This is a genomic window from Microbulbifer mixtoriginis (SeqCode), from assembly GCF_052467515.1.
Genome location: NZ_CP174314.1, coordinates 4,105,510 through 4,124,495, shown reverse-complemented (window position 1 = coordinate 4,124,495; position 18,986 = coordinate 4,105,510). Strand labels below are relative to the sequence as shown.

Genomic DNA, 18,986 nt, shown 5'->3' with positions numbered 1-18,986 from the left:
AGTCACCCCGCCCGAATACATAAAAACAGCACCCCAACTCCAGTAACAGAGAGAGTAAGCTTGTGACTGCAGCCCAGACTATGCCCGCCGCCGATATCCGCCACGACTGGACCCGTCAGCAGGTTCTGGATCTCTTCGCTATGCCATTTAGCGATCTGATGTTTACCGCGCAGCAGGTTCACCGGACACACTTCGATCCCAATCGGGTCCAGGTCAGCACCCTCTGTTCCATTAAGACCGGCGCCTGCCCGGAAGATTGCGCCTACTGCCCGCAGAGCGCCCGTTACGATACTGGGCTGGAGCGGGAAAAATTGATGAAAGTGGAGAAGGTGTTGGAAGAAGCTCGCGCGGCCAAGGCTGGCGGCGCCACTCGCTTCTGTATGGGAGCTGCCTGGCGCTCACCCAAGAAAAAGGATATGCCCTACGTCACCCAGATGGTGCGCGAAGTGAAGGCACTGGGTATGGAAACCTGTATGACCTTGGGGATGTTGAATGATGACCAGGCGCAGGAATTAGCTGATGCCGGGCTCGATTACTACAACCACAATCTGGATACCTCACCGGAGTATTACGGCGAGATTATTACCACCCGCACCTACCAGGATAGGTTGCAGACACTGGGGCGCGTGCGTGCCGCCGGTATGAAAGTCTGCGCCGGCGGTATTGTCGGCATGGGCGAGGGCGACAAAGATCGCGCCGGCCTGCTGATGCAACTGGCCAACCTGCCTGAACACCCCGAGTCGGTGCCCATCAATATGTTGGTAAAAGTAGCTGGTACGCCGCTGGAGCAGGAGAAGGACCTAGACCCCTTCGAATTTATCCGCTGCATCGCCGTAGCGCGCATTATGATGCCCAAGTCCCATGTGCGCCTGTCCGCCGGGCGCGAACAGATGAGTGATGAGATGCAGTCTATGGCTTTCCTCGCCGGTGCCAACTCCATCTTCTATGGCGAGAAGCTGCTGACCACCGCCAATCCCGAGGCCAACAAGGATATGCAATTGTTCTCCCGCCTGGGTATCCAGCCGGAGGAGTATCAACAATACGCCGATGAGAGCGCAGTGGAAGCGGAGTTGAATGCACAGATTACCGAGCAGCAAAACGACGCTTTCTTTTACGATGCGGCCAAATGACCCTGGATAAAACCCTGCGCCAGCGTCTCGATGAGCGGCATCGGGACAATCTTTATCGCCAGATTAAAACTCTGGAAGCGGCGCCCAGCCCCATCGCTGTAGTGGATGGGCGAAAGCTGCTGACCTTTAGTAGTAACGATTACCTGGGACTGGCAAGCCACTCAGAAGTTATCCGTGCCCAGCAGGCCGGTGCTGAGCTGGGCGCCGGTGCCACCGCTTCCCATTTGGTTAACGGCCACCTTCAAGTTCATCAACAATTGCAACAGAGCCTTGCCGAAGTCACCGGGCGCGAGGCCGCACTGGTTTTTTCCAGTGGTTATATGGCCAATGTGGGGACACTCTGTGCGCTGCTGGGCCGCGCGGACAATGTTATTTCCGACAAGCTCAACCACGCCTCCCTGATAGACGGCGCGCGCTTGTGTGGCGCTAACAGTTTGCGTTTTGCCCACAACGACCCAGTAGCCCTGCGCCGCCAGCTGCAAAGGGCGGCCGCACGCGGTGGCAATACCCTGGTGGCGGTAGATGGGGTCTACAGTATGGACGGCGATAGGGCTCAATTGGCGGAGATTGCTGCCCTGTGTCGGGAATTTGATGCCTGGCTAATGGTGGATGAAGCCCACGGCTTTGGAGTGATGGGGAGTAAACAGCTGCCCCTTGCCGGCAGCTGCGCGGCCGCCGGTCTCGGCCAGGATGAAGTGCCGGTACTGATGGGTACGCTGGGAAAGGCCGCCGGCAATGCAGGTGCCTTTGTGGCCGGCTCGCGTATGTTGATCAATTTTTTGGTGCAGTTTGCACGGCCTTATATTTATACCACCGGTATGCCGCCGGCAGTGGCGGCAGGTTGTATTGCCGCAATTGAACTGATGCGCAATGCCCCCGAGTTGAACCAGCGCCTGCAGGCGAATATCACTTACTTCCGCCGGCGTGCGGCGCAAGCGAATTTACCTCTGACGGATTCATCCAGTGCGATTCAACCACTCCTGTTGGGCTGTGAAGAAACTGTGATGGCTGTGTCCAAACAGTTGGAGCAGCGCGGCTTTCTAGTGGGCGCTATTCGCCCACCTACCGTGCCCAGAGGTACCGCTCGCCTGAGAATCACCCTGAGTGCCTCCCATAACCACAGCCAAATTGATGCTTTGGTCGATGCCCTCGTAGCTGTGCTTCAGGAAAAAATAGCGGTGCCTTTGTGATTGAGATAGAGAACCTGGTATTCCTGCACGGCTGGGGGGGAGATAAAGGGCCCTGGCAGCCCCTACTCGAAGCGGTGCGTGAACAACTGGCACAACCTTTGACTTGTATCGAATTACCGGGGTGTGGGGAGCGTAGTGGCGAGCCCTGGCCACAATTAGAGACACTTTTACAGCGGCTGTATAACGAACTGCCTAATAACTGTGTTTTGGTTGGGCACTCTCTCGGAGGCATGTTGGCCCTGCAGTTGGCGGCCAGACCGGGACAGAAAAAAATCCTCGGTGTTGTCACCATCTCTGCCAATGCCTGTTTTGTGGAGCGGGACAACTGGCCGGGTATGCAGCGGCGTGTTTTTGAGAGATTTCGCAGGGCCTTTGTGCAGGACCCTTACGCAATCTGGGAGCGCTTTTGTGCCCTGCAGTCCCATGGTGACAGTGCCATGCGCGACCTGCTCAAACAGCTGAAAGAGCGCCGCCCCAATATCAATGCCGAAGCCTGGAAGCGGGCCCTGGACTGCCTGGCGGGTTTGGACAATCGCCATTTACTGCAGACACTCAAAGTCCCCTCTCTGCACCTGTTTGGCAAGCGGGATGCCCTGGTGCCCCAAGCTGCCGTAGAGGAGATCCAGGGCTGTGGTGCAGCGGTAGAGGTGATTGAGGGGTGTGGTCATAAACCGCATTTATCTCAGCCGCGTCAAGTGGCAGGGCGATTGCGGCATTTTGTCGAGAGCCTGTCTCCCTCTGATAGCGGTACTTCCGAGCCCTTCGATAAATCTGCGGTGGCGCGTTCTTTTGGTCGCGCCGCCGCCAGTTATGACGACTGCGCCCATATACAGAGGGCGGTGTGCCGGCAGTTGATGAAAATGGCGGATCGCCACTGGACGCCACGCACGATTGTCGACCTTGGTAGCGGCACCGGCTTTGGTAGTGAGTTGCTGCGCCAACATTTTCCCGAGGCGAGAATTATCGCCTTGGATCTGGCGGAAGATATGTTGCGCTACGCTCGCACAGAACGCCCCCAGGCTGATGATTATATTGTTGCGGATGCTGAACAGTTGCCCCTAGCAGATGACAGCGTGGATCTGGTGTTTTCCAGTATGGCGCTGCAGTGGTGCTATCGCTTGCCACAGCTGTTTACCGAGTTGCGTCGGGTACTCTCTCCAGAGGGATTCTGCCTGGTGGCGACACTGGGGCCGGGCACGCTGGCAGAGTTGCGTAATAGCTGGGCCCAGGTGGATGGCGATATACACGTCAATCGTTTCCTTCCCCTGGCAAAGTGGCGTGAAGCGGCGGTGCAATCGCAATTAAATGGCGAGGTGCTCGATGAGCAGCGCCTGTTGTATTTCGATAGCCTGCGCCAGCTGATGAAGGAATTAAAAGGCGTGGGAGCACACAATATTAATCGTGCCGCTAAGCGGGGGATGACTGGGCGAGCCAGGTTACAGCAACTGGCCGAAGCCTATGAAGGCCTCAGGCAGCCCAGAGGGCTGCCGGTAAGCTACGAGGTCATCTATATGAAGCTGGTCTGTAAACTCGATCAGGGGTAGATATCGATGGGAATCGGGGTTTTCACCAGCGCCCAGATCTCGTCCATTTCCCGATTGGAGGCCACCGCGATACAGCCATCGGTCCAGTTATTGCGGCGCAGGTGTCTCTCCATATAGGACCACTCGGGCTTGATGCCGTGGATCATGATATCGCCGCCAGGGCTGACCCCCATTTTGGCTGCCCGCGCACGGTCCTGTTTATTTGGATAGGACACATGAATGGAGCGGTAGAAGCGACTTTTAGGGTTTTTCCAGTCGAGGGTATAGCGCCCTTCGGGGGTGCGTTCATCTCCCTCGCGGACCTTGTGTCCTCTGGGATTATCGCCGAAGGAGACGGTGTAGCTTTTCACTACCCGGCCGTCGCGAATCAGCTGCATCAGCTTCTTCGACTTGTACACAACAACATGATCGACAGGAGTTACTTTTGCTGAGGCGAACAGAGGCATCGCCAGCAACAGGGCAAGAGTCAGGTATCGCATGGTCTCTAAGCTGCTTGAATGTTTTCAGTTATTTCGAGATTTCCCGCGTCCCTGCAGAGCAGTTTCCCCTTTTGAGGGAATTATTTTGTGAGCGCGGCCCCGTGCCTTTGTTATCAGTGCTTGGCTTGATTTGTTCAAAATCTGCGCTACACGACTAAATTATCATCAAGTGGCTGGCGTGAAAAGTCACCACAAGAAAAAATTTGAACTTTTTGAATAGGGGAGGCCTTGGTCTTGGGCAGAAGTTATTTTGTAGCCGGTACCGATACCGAAGTGGGCAAGACCTTTGTCAGTGCGGCCCTACTCACAGCGGCCGCGAATGTGGGATTGCAAACCGCAGCGGTAAAACCGGTGGCCTCCGGTTGTGAGCAAACTGAATATGGGCTGCGCAATGAGGATGCCTTGCTGTTACAGGAGGCCATGACTCTGCAGCTGCCTTACCAGCAGGTGAACCCTTTTGCACTGGAACCGGCAATCGCCCCCCATATCGCCGCCATAGAGGCGGGTAAGCAGCTCAACGTATCGCGCATGGCTGGAGTCTGCCGGGGTGTGATGTGTGCCGGCGCTGATCTGGTGTTAATCGAGGGGGCCGGCGGCTGGCGCACACCCCTGGGTCCCAGAGCCTTTCTTTCGCAACTGCCGCGGGAGTTGAATACCCCGGTGATTTTGGTGGTGGGTATGCAGCTCGGCTGTATCAACCACGCACTGCTGACCGCCGAGGCGATCCGCCACGATGGGCTGCCTCTGGCGGGTTGGGTGGCCAACTTCGTCCGTCCGGGCATGGCGCGGGCCGAGGAAAACCTGGCCACCCTTGAGGCCCTGCTGCCGGCCCCGTTGCTCGGTGTGCTGCCCCATAGAGAGATGCGGGATTACCGCGAAGCGGCTCAACACCTGGATATCCGCCCGCTGATACCCAGCTAAAGCACCTCATCAAAGCATTCTCAGTCGGGCCCGAGAGGGCCCAAATTGGTTGACTTTGTACGCCTTCGGCCCTAGATTCAAACAAGCGTTTGAAACACCTGAATGAGGACCGGGAGCATGGCCGACTACAAGGCGCCACTGCGGGAGATGAACTTCCTGCTGCACGAAGTATTTGCTGCGGAAAAACTCTGGGCGGAACTGCCCGGGTTGGCCGGAGCTGTGGATCGCGAGACCGCAGATGCGATTCTCGAAGAGATGGCCAAGTTGGCTTCCAACACCCTGGATCCGATTAACCGCAGCGGTGACGAAGAGGGCTGTGATTGGAACGATGGTGTTGTGACCACCCCTGCGGGCTTCAAAGAAGCCTACGCCACTTTCTGTGAGGGTGGCTGGGGCGCGCTGTTGGGCAACCCAGAGTACGGCGGTATGGGTATGCCGAAGATGCTGGGCGCTCAGGTCGAGGAAATGATTAACGCCTCCAATATCTCCTTCGCTCTCTACCCGGTACTGACCAACGGTGCCTGTCTGGCGATCGATGCTCATGCCAGTGAAGCGCTGAAACAGAAATTCCTGCCCAAGATGTACGAGGGCACCTGGGCCGGGGCCATGGACCTGACCGAGCCCCACGCCGGCACCGACCTGGGTATTATCCGCACCAAGGCCGAGCCCCGCGAAGACGGCAGTTACAGCATTAGCGGCAGCAAGATCTTTATCACCGGCGGTGACCAGGACTTGTCCGAAAATATAATTCACCTGGTACTGGCCAAGTTGCCGGACGCACCCAAGGGCCCTAAAGGCATTTCCCTGTTCCTGGTGCCGAAGTACAAGGTGAACGAAGACGGCAGCATCGGCGAGAACAATAACGTTAATTGTGGTTCCATTGAACACAAGATGGGCATTAAAGCCTCCGCTACTTGTGCGATGAATTTCGACGGTGCTCAGGGTTGGCTGGTGGGTGAGGAGAACAAGGGCCTCGCCGCTATGTTTACCATGATGAACTACGAGCGTCTGGGTGTGGGTATCCAAGGCCTCGGCGCCTCTGATCGCTCCTACCAAAACGCCCTGGAATACGCCCGCGATCGTATCCAGAGCCGCTCTCCTGCCGGTGCCCAGCAGCCCGAAAAAGCTGCCGACCCGATTATCGTGCACCCCGATGTGCGCCGTATGCTGCTCACCCAGAAAGCACTGGTGGGCGGTGGCCGCGCCCTGTCCACTTACGTGGCTCAATGGCTGGATATCTCCAAGTTCGGCGAGGGTGAAGAGAAAAAGAACGCCGAGGCAATGGTGGCCTTACTGACCCCTGTGGCCAAGGCCTTCACCACCGATATGGGCCTCGACTGCACCGTAATCGGCCAGCAGGTTTTCGGCGGTCATGGTTATATTCGTGAATGGGGCCAGGAGCAGCTGGTGCGCGATGTGCGTATTACCCAGATTTACGAGGGCACCAACGGTATTCAGGCATTGGACTTGGTGGGTCGCAAGACCGTCGCCAGCGGTGGCGCCCTGTTCGAACTATTTGCTGCGGATGTACAGCGTTTTATCGCTAGCCAGGTTGATCGCGAGGTGATGGCTGAGTTTGTACAGCCGCTGGCAACTGAGTTGCAGCGCCTGCGCGAAGCCACAGAGAAAATGATCGCCGCAACCAAGGAAGACCCCCACGCGCCGGGTGCAGCTTCGGTGGAATACCTGCATCTGTTTGGCTATGTGGCTTACGCTTTTATGTGGGCCAAGGTGGTTGCAGTTGCGTTGGACAAGCAGGAGGCGGACAGCTTCTACAAGGGCCAAGTGAAAACTGCACGCTTCTATTTTGCGCGCTTACTGCCGCGCACCCAGGCACTCGCCAGCAGCGTCAATGCCGGTAGCGCCACCCTGATGGATCTGGAAGAGGAACTGTTCTAACAGCCCTCTCGGTAGATTCTAAAAAAGCCTCGCCTTGCGGGGCTTTTTTTATGGAGTCGCTTTTCGCTTTCTCCTACACTCGGGAGAAAACAATAAAGAGCGAAACAGCCAATGACCAATATCTCCCAGAAGAGACTCTCCGAGGAAGACCAGGCCCGGGTCGATCAGTATCTGCAAAGCGCGGTCAACCAAGTGGAGCGCAAGCCCTTCCGCCCCTGGTTGTTGTTCGTCATGCTCCTGGTGGTGCTGACCCTGCTGTCGTTGATCAGCGTGTTGATCGCGCAGACCAAAGGCGTGGTGTGAGGGGCTTGCTATGGAGCCCGATAAAAACTTTCAGCCACTGGATTTTACTTGCCTTGACGATGACGAGATGCGCCGTCGCGCAGGGGACTTTTTCCGTTTGATGCGCCGGCGCCGCTCGGTGCGGGATTTCTCAGTTAAACCTGTGCCCCGCGAGGTTATCGAAGACGCCGTGCGTGCCGCAGGTAGCGCTCCCAGCGGGGCCAATATGCAGCCGTGGCATTTTGTCGTCGTTGAAAATGCCGAGGTTAAACGACGTATTCGCCTGGCCGCGGAAGAGGAGGAGCGCGAATTTTACCAGCGCCGTGCCTCAGAGGAATGGCTCAACGCATTGGAACCCCTGGGCACAGATGCGCACAAGCCTTTTCTTGAAACGGCGCCCTACCTGATTGCAATTTTTCTGAAGAAGTTTTCCAGTGCGGAAAATGGTGAGCGATTAAAAAACTATTACACCGCGGAATCGGTAGGTATCGCCACAGGCATATTGATTGCTGCCCTGCATAATGCCGGTGTGGCGACCCTGACCCACACCCCCAGTCCAATGAAATTTCTCAATGAAATTCTTGGCCGCCCTATACAGGAAAAACCCTATATGATTCTGGTGGCTGGGTTGCCCGCTGAAGGTGCTCAGGTGCCAGCTATCGGCAGAAAACCCTTGGATGAAATTGCTGATTTTATTTGAGTTACCGCTTTCCGCGCGGCAAAAATAGATACACTGGTGGAATTTGAGCTTAGGGTTCCATGCCAAGAATATTGATCGTCGAGGACGAAGGCGCAATAGCCGATACCCTGATTTACGCGCTGCAGGCCGAGGGTTTTACCACTCACTGGCTGGCGCTTGCCGGCGAGGCATTAGCACTGCTGAAGAGTGAGTCTTTCGACTTGGTGATTCTGGATGTGGGACTGCCGGATATCAGTGGCTTCGAAGCCTGTAAACAATTGCGACGCTTCTCCGAAGTGCCGGTGATTTTTCTCACTGCGCGCAACGGGGAAATAGACAGGGTTGTAGGGCTTGAAATTGGCGCTGATGATTATGTAGTGAAACCTTTCAGCCCGCGCGAGGTGGCAGCGCGGGTCAAGGCCATCCTCAAAAGGGTGGCGCCACGCCCAGAGAGAGTAAAGCTATCTGAGGCTAAAGGCCCTTTCCGTATCGATTCGGCGAGTTACCAAATCCTCTTCCACGAACAGTTATTGCCCCTGACCCGCCACGAGTACCGCCTATTGGAAACCCTGCTGGCCCAGCCCGGAAGGGTGTTTTCCCGTGCACAATTGCTCGATGCTTTGGGGGTGGCTTTGGAAGTGGGGTATGAGCGCAATGTCGACAGCCATATCAAAGGGCTGCGGGCAAAAATTCGCGAGATAGCGCCAGACTCCAAGCCAATCCAAACCCATCGCGGCTTCGGATATAGTTGTTGCCCGGAGCAATAATATGCCGCTCGGGATACGCATTTTTGCCGTCTATTTCCTGTTTGTAGGGCTGGCCGGTTGGTTTGTATTGGGCACGGTGATGGATGAGATTCGCCCCGGCGTGCGCCAGTCCACCGAGGAAACCCTGGTGGATACCGCTAATCTATTGGCGGAAATCCTGCGCGACCCGGTGATCGCCGGTAACTTGGCTCAAAGTCATTTACCCGAAGTGCTTAAAGCCTATGGTCGTCGCCGCCCGGAGGCGAGTATCTGGGGGTATACCAAGAGCCAGGTCAATCACCGCATCTATGTCACCGATGCCAACGGTACAGTATTACTTGACTCCAGTGGCCTCGCGGTGGGGCGGGACTACTCCCGTTGGAACGATGTTTATCTGACCTTGCGTGGCGATTACGGTGCCCGATCCACCCGCGAAGACCCCAATAATCCAGATTCTTCCGTCATGTATGTGGCGGCGCCAATCCGCGATGGCGAACAGATTATCGGCGTGGTTTCGGTAGCCAAGCCCAATCAAACCTTGCAGCCCTATATCGAGCGTTCGCAGCATCGTTTGATCTGGCAGGGTGCGGGGCTGGTTGTGCTCGGCTTGTTGGTAGGCGCCCTTCTGTCCTGGTGGCTCAGTCGTGCTCTGGGGAAACTAACCGATTATGCCCAGGCTGCCAGTGCGGGCCACAGGGTAAAACCGCCGCAGTTACCCAGTGGAGAGTTGGGGCAGTTGGCTGTGGCGGTAGAGCAGATGCGCAGTGAACTAGAGGGCAGGGACTATGTGGAGCGCTATGTACACACCCTGACTCATGAACTGAAGAGCCCATTGGCGGCCATTCGCGGTGCCGCCGAACTGCTCGATAGTGATATGCCGACCGAACAGCACCAGCGTTTTGTGGGCAACATCCAGCGGGAGGCCGAGCGATTGCAGCAGTTAAGCGAACGGCTGCTGCATCTGGCCCAGGTGGAGCAGCGTCAGGGGCTGGAGGAGCGAGTGGCGATACCGCTGGCGCCGCTCGTTGAGGAGCTAATCGAGGCTCAGCGAGTTCGTATCAGTGCCGCCCAACTGCATGTGGAGCAAGAGCTGGCACCGGCACTGCAGCTGTACGGTGAGCGCTTTCTGCTGCGGCAGGCCCTGGCCAACCTACTGGACAACGCGCTGGATTTTACCCCGGATGGCGGCCTGATTCGCGTCAAAGCCGAATGCTGTGGAGAATGGGTCAAGGTGTGCTTGTTCAATCGGGGCGAGGCAATCCCGGAATATGCCCTAGGGCGCCTTACTGAGCGCTTCTATTCGCTGCCGCGCCCTGGGGGCGGGCGTAAGAGTACTGGACTGGGACTCAATTTTGTTGAGGAGGTGGCGGAGTTACACGGCGGTACTCTGTCGATCCGCAATGTGCCTGGTGGCGTTGAGGTCAGTCTAAATTTGCCCGCTGCCTGATGGGTAAGGTTACTTTCCACTGGCCCCCACACAATCTCCCCAGACTCTCCATATTGCCTCCATCGGCAATCCATACTCGCAGCTCAGACTGAGGTTATCGAAATTGGATACCGAGGTCTGAACCATGAACCGAGCCCTGGCTTTTAAATTGGGCGCTATTGCTGTTTTGATTTTGTTGCTTCTTATTCCACTGACCATGATCGATGGCCTGATCAGTGAGCGAAAGCGTTATCAGAGTGATGTGTTAAAGGATATTGCCCGCAGTTCCAGCTTTAACCAGCAAATTACCGGCCCTATTTTAGTGGTGCCCTACGTCAAGAAATACTGGAAGTGGATAACCAATGAAAAAACCGGTGAGAGGCACAAAGAGCAGCGGGAAGAGCGCGGCCACTTGTATTTCCTTCCCGAGCGCTTTGTCTTCGATGCCGACCTGACAACCGAGCGGCGTGCTCGGGGTATCTATGAGGCGCTTCTGTACCACAGCGATAGCAAGGTCAGTGGCTTGTTCCGAGTGCCGGAGAAACTGGGCTTGGGAGCGAATTTGGATCAGTACCGCTTTAGCACGCCTTACTTATCGGTAGGTATCAACGATATTCGCGGTATCCGCAACGATCTGAAATTGCGCTTGAACAACCAGACATTGGAATTTGCCCCGGGCAGTCGCGCACCGATTCTCGGTGATGGTGTGCACGCTATGCTGCCAATGTTGGACTCGGAAGGCGGCCAAACCCTGGAGTTTTCCTTCGATCTCAAGCTGCAGGGTACCGAGCACTTCAGCCTGGTACCGGTGGGTCGTGACAGTCGTGTAATGATGAGGGCCGATTGGCCGCATCCGAGCTTCTTTGGCAACTTCCTGCCCAGTAGTAGAGATTTAAACGATCAAGGATTTACTGCGGAATGGCAGACCAGCTTTTTCGCCACCAACTTGGAGGAGATACTGCAGCGCTGTATGGGCAGTGATCATTGTAATAACTTGATTAACAGCCGCTTTGGTGTGAGCTTCCTCGACCCGGTGGATCAATACCTAAAAACAGATCGCGCGATCAAATATGCGTTGCTGTTTATCACCCTGACCTTTGCCACCTTCTTCCTATTTGAAATACTCAAGCGCCTGGCAGTGCATCCGGTGCAGTATGCCTTGGTGGGCTTGGCATTGGCGTTGTTTTACCTGCTGCTGTTGTCTCTGTCGGAGCATATCGCTTTCGCCAAAGCCTACATAATTTCCGCTGCAGCCTGTGTGGGCCTAATTGGTTTTTATGCCAGCGCGGTGTTGCGCAGTTGGCAGCGCGGTCTGGGTTTCGCCGGGTTGTTGGCCGCCCTATATGCACTCTTGTATGGTCTGCTCAGAGCTGAGGACTACGCCCTGTTGATGGGTTCGCTGTTAGTGTTCGGGGTGCTTGGCTGCACTATGGTACTGACTCGTCAACTGGACTGGTACAACGTCGGGCACAGCCCTACCCAGAGGGGCGGCGAGCCCGGTAAAGATGAACAACCGTAAGCTGGGATAAATCACTTCGGGGTGGTATGTAACCGCCCCGTTCTAGTTTTCGCTTCCGGTTTTATTGCCCGCCCAATCTCAGGATGTAATCCCACTCTTCCTGGCGCACCGGCTGTATCGACAACCGCCCCTGCCTGACCAGTACCATTTCCGCCAGCTGTGGATCCTTCTTGATTTCTGCCAGGGGTATCGGGCGTTTGAATTCGCTGCGCCATGCCAGGTCCACACAGAACCAGCGCGGACTATCGGCGCTGGCCTTGGGGTCGAAGTACTTGCTCTCGGGGTCGAATTGCGCCGGGTCCGCATAGGCGGCGCGCACTACCTCGGCGGTGCCCACCACCGCCGGCAGCTTGCAGGCGCTGTGATAGAACAGCACCCCATTGCCCACGGCGACCTGATCGCGCAAGAAGTTGCGCGCCTGGTAATTTCGAATACCATCCCAGCGACCGCTGCCATTGGCTTCGGCGGCGAGGTCTTGCAGGCTGTACTCATCGGGTTCGGATTTGAATAACCAGTGTGTCATGCGGCAGTTTGTCCCTGTGCTGCGCCGGTTGGTGTTTCGCCGGCGATCGGCGCCATTTAGTATGAAGCCATACAAAAGTGTCAAATCGGCGTTATTTATTTACGCCTCTAGCGGGAGATTATGGGAAACAAAGCATTTCAGTGGCTTTCAGAGCGCCTGTCGAGCCACAGGTCCCAGTACTGGGCCCTGCAAATCAGTGGTTGGGCCGGCTACACACTGCTGACTTTTGTCGGGAGCTTTTTCTGGGTGAAGGACCACTGGATCCACTCGGGTTATATCGCTGTAGCTACTGTCGCGGGGATATTTCTCAGTGAAGCCATGCGCTTCGGCTTTCAGCGCCTCTGGAACAAGCCTCCGGCGACTCGATTCTTTGGTTCACAGCTGCTGGTGATTGGTGCAGCCGCTGTGTGGGCGGCAATCAAGTTTGGCGGTTCCCTGTGGTTGTACGGTAAGGACAGCGATGAGCATCCGGCCGTGCTGGCCATGTACTGGTTTTCCTATTCCTTCCTGATTCTCACCACCTGGGCGGCACTGTATTACGGCATCAAGTATTATCGGTCTTCACAGACTCAGCGGGCCAAGGCTCTGCGCGCGGAATCCATGGCGCATCAGGCCCAGTTAAAGATGCTCCGCTACCAGCTGAATCCCCACTTTCTCTTCAATACGCTAAACGCTATTTCCACTCTGATCCTGGATAACGATGGGCGCACCGCCAACAATATGGTCACACGCTTGTCTCAGTTCCTGCGCCACTCCCTTGATAACGACCCCATGCAGAAGGTCACTCTGGCCAAAGAGGTAGAGGCGCTGATGCTGTATCTGGATATCGAGAAAGTACGCTTTGCCGATCGCCTTGGGGTACGGCTGGATCTGCAGGGCGACTCGCCCAAGGCACTAGTGCCCAGCCTACTACTGCAACCCCTGGTGGAAAATGCGATTAAATACGGTATCTCTCAACTAGAGAGCGGTGGCGAGATCAATATCAAGGCGCGAGTGTTCGCAGGGGAGTTACTGCTCGAAGTGAGCGACAATGGTCCGGGTATGCCAGAAGAGGAGTTGCGCCTCATAGGCAAAGGTTACGGTGTTGGTATTCGCAATACCTGTGAGCGCCTGCGCGCTCTGTATGGCGATGATCAGAGAGTGCGTTTCCACAACCGTCCACAGGGTGGGCTGTCGGTGAATATCCGCATTCCCTATGAACAGGAATAACGAGATGAGTGCAGTTGAAAACCTGACCGCAGTAATTGTCGATGATGAACCCCTGGCACGTCGCGGCCTGCGCCTACGCCTGGAGCATATGTCCGGTGTCGATGTAGTTGCTGAGTGCGGCAACGGCCGCGAGGCTCTGGAAATTATTCTGCAGCTAAACCCGGATGTGGCGTTTGTGGATATTCAGATGCCTGGTGTCAATGGCCTGCAGCTGGTGCAGCAAATACCTCTGGAAAAACTGCCCCAGGTGGTGTTCGTAACGGCTTATGATCAATATGCGGTGGAGGCCTTCGAGGTCAATGCAGTAGATTACGTATTGAAGCCCATCGAAGAGGAGCGGCTGCAACTGGCTCTGACTCGCGCACGGGAAAAAATGGCCACGGCAGATATCGCTATACAGCGCGAGCAGCTGTTGGAGGCGGTTGCGGATTTGACCAAGGAATCTCCGGAGGCACTGGAGCAGAAACTGGTCAGCGGCCAGTTTGCCGGCAGCGCCTACCCGGACAAAATCGCCGTGAAGGACTCTGGTAAGATCACCCTTGTACCGGCACGGGAAATCGATTGGATTGACGCTGCCGGGGACTATATGTGTGTACACGCCCAGGGCGAAACCCATGTGATGCGCATTACCATGAAGGAATTGGAGCAACAGCTGGATCCAAAATTATTCCAGCGTATTCACCGCTCCACTATCGTAAATTTAAGCCGTGTACGGGAAATTCGCGCGCATATTAATGGTGAATATCACCTGGTGTTGGACAGTGGCGAGTGCCTGAAAATGAGCCGCAGCTATAAGAGTAAAGTGCAGCATTTTCTTTGAGGTATTTTTGCGCCTAGTGGAAATAAAAATTCACTCAGTAACCTGATCGAATATTCCCGACACTTTGTCGCAACGGCCTTGTTTGCAACTCCTATTGCATTAATCTTCCTTTCCCTAGCCCGCTGTTCTCCAGCCGCGGGCATATCGCACGGCACAGGAAGTGCGGTTATTGGCCCAGAGCTAGAGTGTCTGGAATAATGCCTATGACTCCCAGAAAAATGGTATTTTTTCCAAGAAAATAAACCGGGTGCGAACCAACATACTAACTGCAGGTTTACGATCTCTGCACCAGTGTTTTTTCAGAGACAGTGAAATAGATCAGGACTTGTCTGGGTCACTGCCACACTAACCGTAAATATATAATTAAGGGCCTATGGAATGGCACTGACAAAAGCCGCACTGAAAAATCCTGCTGCCGCCGGCGTGGTAGTGGTGTTCGCCGTCTTGCTGGGGGCTTTTCTTGCCAGCCGCTTACCAGTACAGCTTTTCCCCGATATCGAAAGCCCGCGTATTGTTATCCAGGCGGGCTGGCGTGCTGCCGCACCGAAAGAGGTGGAGGCAGAAATTGTTGAGCCGATTGAATCGGTTCTGCAGGGCCTCACCGGCCTGGAAACCATGGAGGTCAATGCTGGCCGTGGCGGTGCTTGGGTAAATCTCGAATTCAGTATGGGCACCGACATGGACAAGGTGCTGATCGATGTGATCAGCCGTATGAGCAGCTTGCCGCCTCTGCCGCGAGATGCGGAACCGCCGCGGGTAATGCTAGGTGGTTGGGGCGGTGGTACCAATGCACTTACTTATTTCTTTTTGCAGAAGCTGCCTGAAAATCCCAACCACCTCGACGACTTTACCGGCCTGATTGAGGATGTTTTGCGGCCGGAGCTGGAGTCTGTGCCGGGTGTGGCAAGTGTGGAGGCCCAATCCGGTCGTGCCGCGCAAGAGGAACTGCAGGTTATTTTCGACCCTTGGAAAGCGGCCGATTTAGGTATTCAGTTGCCGGCGATCAGCCGTCAGTTGGCCTCGGCAAGAGATGTTTCTGGTGGTTTTACCGATGTCGGGCGTCGCCGTTACACACTGCGTTTTGTCGGTGAGTACAAGCCGACGGATTTATCCGAGCTGGTGCTAGAGTGGCGCGATGGCCAGCCGGTGCGCCTCGGTGATATTGCCGAGGTGCGTGTAGGGCCCTCTGAGCCCCGCGGAGTGGCTACACAAAATGGCAATCCGGCTGTCTCTATGCGCATCAACCGCGCAAACGATGCCAATATGCTTGCCACTCTGGAGCTGGTAAAACAGAAGGTTGAGGAACTGAATGAGACCAAGCTGAAAAACGAACAGCTGGTACTGGTGCAGTCCTTCGATGCCTCGGTATTCGTTTACCGCGCCCTCAATTTACTTGGCGGTAATATGATTTTGGGCATATTGCTGGCGGTGGGGGTGCTCTGGTGGTTTATGCGGCGTATGCGCGCTACTTTGATTGTGGCAGCCGCTATTCCCATTTCCCTTTTATCCACCTTCGTTGTCATGTCCGCCGCTGGGCGCAGTGTCAATGTGATTTCCCTTGCTGGCCTTGCTTTCGCTACCGGTATGGTGCTCGATGCGGCAATTGTGGTGTTGGAGAATATTGTGCGTCTGCGGGAAAAAGGCAGCAATCCAGAGGAGGCCTCGGAACAGGGCGCCGGTCAGGTTTGGGGTGCATTGCTGGCGAGTACTGCCACTACCGTAGCGATCTTCCTGCCGGTATTTTTCCTCAACAGTGTCGAGGGACAGGTCTTTGGTGATCTGGCTCTGACGATTGCAGTGGCAGTGGTATTTTCCCTGTTGGCGGCTATTGCCATAGTGCCACTGGCGGCAAAACTGTGGCTGCCCTCGATTTCCAGTGAGGATCGCCTGGCTCATGTGTGGGAGAAAATCGCCACTCGGGTTATGGCACTGACCGGTACCCGTGCGCGTCGCTGGCAGGTGATCGGTGGCTTTCTGCTGGTGCCTATTGCCGCAACTTATTTCCTATTACCCAATCTCGATTATTTACCGCCGGTAAAAAGGGATGCGGTGGATGTATGGATGAATTTCCCCGCGGCTACAAATACCAAAACTATCGAAAAGGATATCGTCAACGAACTTGACCGGCGCATGGCACCCTTTATGAGTGGTGAGCGCGAGCCGGCTCTCAAAAACTACTACATCATTACCTGGCCCAGCGGCGGCAATATGGGCGTGCGTGTTAAGGATATGGATCAGGCCAAGGAGATGGAGACGCTGTTGCGTGAGGAGATCCTGGTAGATATTCCCGACTTTCAAGGCTTCGCCGCAAGGGGCAACCTGTTTAGCCGCTTTGGTGGAGATCGCAATATCGCCCTGCACCTGCAATCCCGCGATGCTGATGGATTAATGCGCGCGGCTGCCCGCGGTGTTGAAGTGGTGGAAGAGGTGATGCCTGGCACCCCAGTGCAGACTAACCCGGGTCTGTCTCTGTCTGAACCAGAGCTGACGGTGCGCCCTAACGACCGCGCCATGCTGGAGCAGGGTTGGAACCGCCAGGATATGGGGGGGCTGATTCGCACCCTCGGCAATGGTCTCTATGTGGGCGAATACTTCGACGGGGAAAAACGCCTGGATATGATTTTCAAGGCCAAGCCTTGGAGTACACCGGAACAGTTGCAGAATACGCCGTTGGTCACTCCCCGTGGAGAGGTGGTATCGCTGAGCCAGTTGGCGAGTGTGGAGCGCACCGTGGGCCCGGGCAATCTGCGTAGAGTAGATGGCCGTCGCACTATTACCCTGAATATTGTGCCACCGGATGACATCTCTCTAGAGGAAGTACGTGCCCAGCTTGAGGAAGAGGTGCTGCCGAAAATTCGCGAGGCTCTGCCCGAGGATGGCAGTATCCTGGTAGGGGGGAACGCTAGTGATTTGGATAAAGCTCTGATATCTCTTTCACAGAACTTCCTGTTGGCGCTGTTGATTCTGTTCCTGCTGATGAGTGCTTTGTTTCGCTCACTGCGCGATGCTGGGCTGGTGCTGTTAACCGTACCGCTGGCTACTGTCGGCGGGGTCTTGGCACTGCAGTTGCTGAATCTGATCAGCTTCCAGCCCCTCGATCTTCTCACCATGATTGGTTTCGTTATTCTTCTGGGGTTGGTAGTGAATAACGCCATCTTGTTAGTACACCAGACCCGCTCAGCGGAAGGCGCGGGCGCCAGTCGGGTAGAGGCGGTGGAGCAGGCGTTGCGCCTGCGCCTGCGGCCGATCTTTATGAGTACCTTGACCAGCGTATTCGGCATGTTGCCCCTGTTGGTAGCTCCGGGCGAAGGAAGTGTGATCTACCGCGGTCTGGCTGCCGTGATTGTCGGTGGAATGGCGGTCAGTACTCTGTTTACCTTGATTTTATTACCGGCGCTGTTACAGACCGGTCGCCTGCCTGTGCCGCAATTTACCGGCTTGCGTCAAAGACTGGCCCTGAGGAGTTCCCAATGAAAAAGTTACTTGCCGGAGTTGTCCTGTCCCTCACCTCTGTGGGACAGGTTTTGGCCCAGAGTGGCGCCGTGGCGGTCACTGTGGATCGGGCTGAGACCCGCCAGATGGCAGCTAGCCAGTGGTCCGCCGGGGAGGTGGTGAGCCGTCGCGATATACGTATTTCCTCTGAACTGGATGGCGTGTTGGAGTTTGTTGCTGAGCCCGGTAGCTTGGTAAAAAAAGGTGAGCGCCTGGCGCAGTTGGATGGAACCCATTGGCGCCTGCAGTTGCGCAATAGTGAAAGTCGTATTGCCCAGCTGAAGGCGCGTCTCACCTACCTGGACGCGCAGCTGCATCGACTGAGTAAACTGGCGGAAACCAACAGCACCTCCCGTGCAGCGCTGGAGGAACAGCAGGCCGAGCGCGAGGCGATGGCCCAGGATCTGTTAGCCGCACAGATTGAGCGGGACAGGCGCGCCTATGAACTTGGTAAGACCAACATTGACGCCCCCTTCGATACCCTGGTGGTGAGTCGCGAGTTGCAGGCGGGGGAATATGTCCGCACCGGCTCCGAGCTGTTACGCGCGCTGGATATGTCCCAGCTGGAGGTGGAGGCAGATATTCCGTTGGCTGCTCTGCCCCTGATTGGTGCCGGCGACAGTATTTCGGTGCGAAGCGATGCCTTGTCCCTCTCCGAGAGTGAGCGCGCCAAAGCACGGATTATCAGCGGTCATGTGCGCCAGTATGTACCTGTGGCCAGCGAAAACTCTCGCAGAGTTAAGCTGATGGTGCAGCTGCCCGGCAAGGCTTCACAGCAGTGGGACTGGGTAGTGGGCATGCCGGTACAGGTGGCAGTCCCCCTGTCTGAGGCCCGCGACACCATGGCAGTTCCGCGTGACGCCTTGGTGTTACGCAATGGCGAAACCTTTGTTTACCGTGTGGATAAAGAGGATAAAGCGGAGCGTTTGTCGGTTCGTGTTGGCAGCGGTGATGGAGAGTGGATAGCCGTTTACGGTGAACTCGCTGATGGCGATCGGGTTATCGTGCGCGGTGCCGAGCGCCTGCAGCCGGGGCAGGAGGTGAAGATATTATCAGAGGTGGTGCGCGATAAAGATGACAGCAGTGTTCTGGCGGTGGCTGACTGAAATATTGATACCAGTCTCTTT

16 protein-coding genes are annotated in these 18,986 nt (G+C 56.0%); 14 read left to right on the top strand and 2 right to left on the bottom strand.

From position 1 onward, the window contains the following. The first annotated feature begins 80 nt into the window (after positions 1-80). Genes bioB through bioC form a run of 3 tightly spaced genes read left to right on the top strand, consistent with a single transcriptional unit; the run spans position 81 to position 3,864 of the window. Positions 81-1,130 (top strand): biotin synthase BioB, encoded by a 1,050-nt coding sequence (gene bioB / locus ACJJIT_RS17795; protein WP_444888898.1) that lies wholly within the window; start codon positions 81-83, stop codon positions 1,128-1,130. After that, positions 1,127-2,320, top strand: a complete 1,194-nt coding sequence (gene bioF, locus ACJJIT_RS17790) for an 8-amino-7-oxononanoate synthase (RefSeq protein ID WP_444899206.1) — start codon at positions 1,127-1,129, stop codon at positions 2,318-2,320. Before bioB ends, bioF begins: the two co-directional genes overlap by 4 nt. Next, on the top strand, positions 2,317-3,864 hold the full coding sequence (gene bioC, locus ACJJIT_RS17785) for a malonyl-ACP O-methyltransferase BioC (protein WP_444899205.1): 1,548 nt from the start codon (positions 2,317-2,319) through the stop codon (positions 3,862-3,864). The genes bioF and bioC overlap by 4 nt, the downstream gene beginning before the upstream one ends. On the opposite strand, the gene ACJJIT_RS17780 is transcribed toward bioC, so the two are convergent. Continuing rightward, a complete protein-coding gene (locus ACJJIT_RS17780) occupies positions 3,855-4,343 on the bottom strand; it encodes a L,D-transpeptidase family protein (protein ID WP_444887876.1) in 489 nt (162 codons plus the stop codon). The genes bioC and ACJJIT_RS17780 overlap by 10 nt on opposite strands. Positions 4,344-4,571: 228 nt before the next feature. Here ACJJIT_RS17780 and bioD point away from each other — a divergent pair, with 228 nt between their 5' ends. The 7 genes from bioD (at position 4,572) to creD (ending at position 11,815) form a co-directional block, all read left to right on the top strand. Next, positions 4,572-5,264 (top strand): dethiobiotin synthase, encoded by a 693-nt coding sequence (gene bioD / locus ACJJIT_RS17775; RefSeq protein WP_444899204.1) that lies wholly within the window; start codon positions 4,572-4,574, stop codon positions 5,262-5,264. Between the two features lie 117 nt (positions 5,265-5,381). After that, on the top strand, positions 5,382-7,163 hold the full coding sequence (locus ACJJIT_RS17770) for an acyl-CoA dehydrogenase C-terminal domain-containing protein (protein WP_444899203.1): 1,782 nt from the start codon (positions 5,382-5,384) through the stop codon (positions 7,161-7,163). A gap of 111 nt (positions 7,164-7,274) precedes the next feature. Next, entirely contained in the window at positions 7,275-7,466 is a 192-nt protein-coding gene (locus tag ACJJIT_RS17765; protein ID WP_252084312.1) for a DUF3094 family protein, read from the top strand. 10 nt (positions 7,467-7,476) lie between these two features. Continuing rightward, the gene (locus ACJJIT_RS17760) at positions 7,477-8,145 is read left to right on the top strand and encodes a nitroreductase family protein (RefSeq protein ID WP_444899202.1); all 669 of its coding nucleotides are present in this window, start codon (positions 7,477-7,479) and stop codon (positions 8,143-8,145) included. 59 nt (positions 8,146-8,204) lie between these two features. After that, the gene (gene creB / locus ACJJIT_RS17755) at positions 8,205-8,891 is read left to right on the top strand and encodes a two-component system response regulator CreB (RefSeq protein WP_444899201.1); all 687 of its coding nucleotides are present in this window, start codon (positions 8,205-8,207) and stop codon (positions 8,889-8,891) included. A gap of 1 nt (position 8,892) precedes the next feature. Then, complete coding sequence (gene creC / locus ACJJIT_RS17750; RefSeq protein ID WP_444899200.1) at positions 8,893-10,317, top strand: two-component system sensor histidine kinase CreC; 1,425 nt, start codon at positions 8,893-8,895, stop codon at positions 10,315-10,317. Positions 10,318-10,441: 124 nt separating this feature from the next. Then, complete coding sequence (gene creD, locus ACJJIT_RS17745; protein ID WP_444899199.1) at positions 10,442-11,815, top strand: cell envelope integrity protein CreD; 1,374 nt, start codon at positions 10,442-10,444, stop codon at positions 11,813-11,815. 61 nt (positions 11,816-11,876) lie between these two features. Here the strand turns inward: creD and ACJJIT_RS17740 are convergent, their stop codons facing one another. Continuing rightward, positions 11,877-12,338, bottom strand: a complete 462-nt coding sequence (locus ACJJIT_RS17740; protein ID WP_444899198.1) for an EVE domain-containing protein — start codon at positions 12,336-12,338, stop codon at positions 11,877-11,879. Positions 12,339-12,458: 120 nt separating this feature from the next. Between ACJJIT_RS17740 and ACJJIT_RS17735 the strand changes: the two genes are divergently transcribed. The 4 genes from ACJJIT_RS17735 (at position 12,459) to ACJJIT_RS17720 (ending at position 18,965) form a co-directional block, all read left to right on the top strand. Further along, entirely contained in the window at positions 12,459-13,547 is a 1,089-nt protein-coding gene (locus ACJJIT_RS17735; RefSeq protein WP_444899197.1) for a sensor histidine kinase, read from the top strand. 4 nt (positions 13,548-13,551) lie between these two features. Continuing rightward, positions 13,552-14,367, top strand: coding sequence for a LytR/AlgR family response regulator transcription factor (locus ACJJIT_RS17730; RefSeq protein WP_252084319.1), 816 nt, complete (start codon positions 13,552-13,554; stop codon positions 14,365-14,367). Between the two features lie 378 nt (positions 14,368-14,745). Beyond that, on the top strand, positions 14,746-17,841 hold the full coding sequence (locus tag ACJJIT_RS17725) for an efflux RND transporter permease subunit (RefSeq protein ID WP_444883604.1): 3,096 nt from the start codon (positions 14,746-14,748) through the stop codon (positions 17,839-17,841). Next, a complete protein-coding gene (locus ACJJIT_RS17720; RefSeq protein ID WP_444883605.1) occupies positions 17,838-18,965 on the top strand; it encodes an efflux RND transporter periplasmic adaptor subunit in 1,128 nt (375 codons plus the stop codon). Before ACJJIT_RS17725 ends, ACJJIT_RS17720 begins: the two co-directional genes overlap by 4 nt. Positions 18,966-18,986 lie beyond the last annotated feature (21 nt).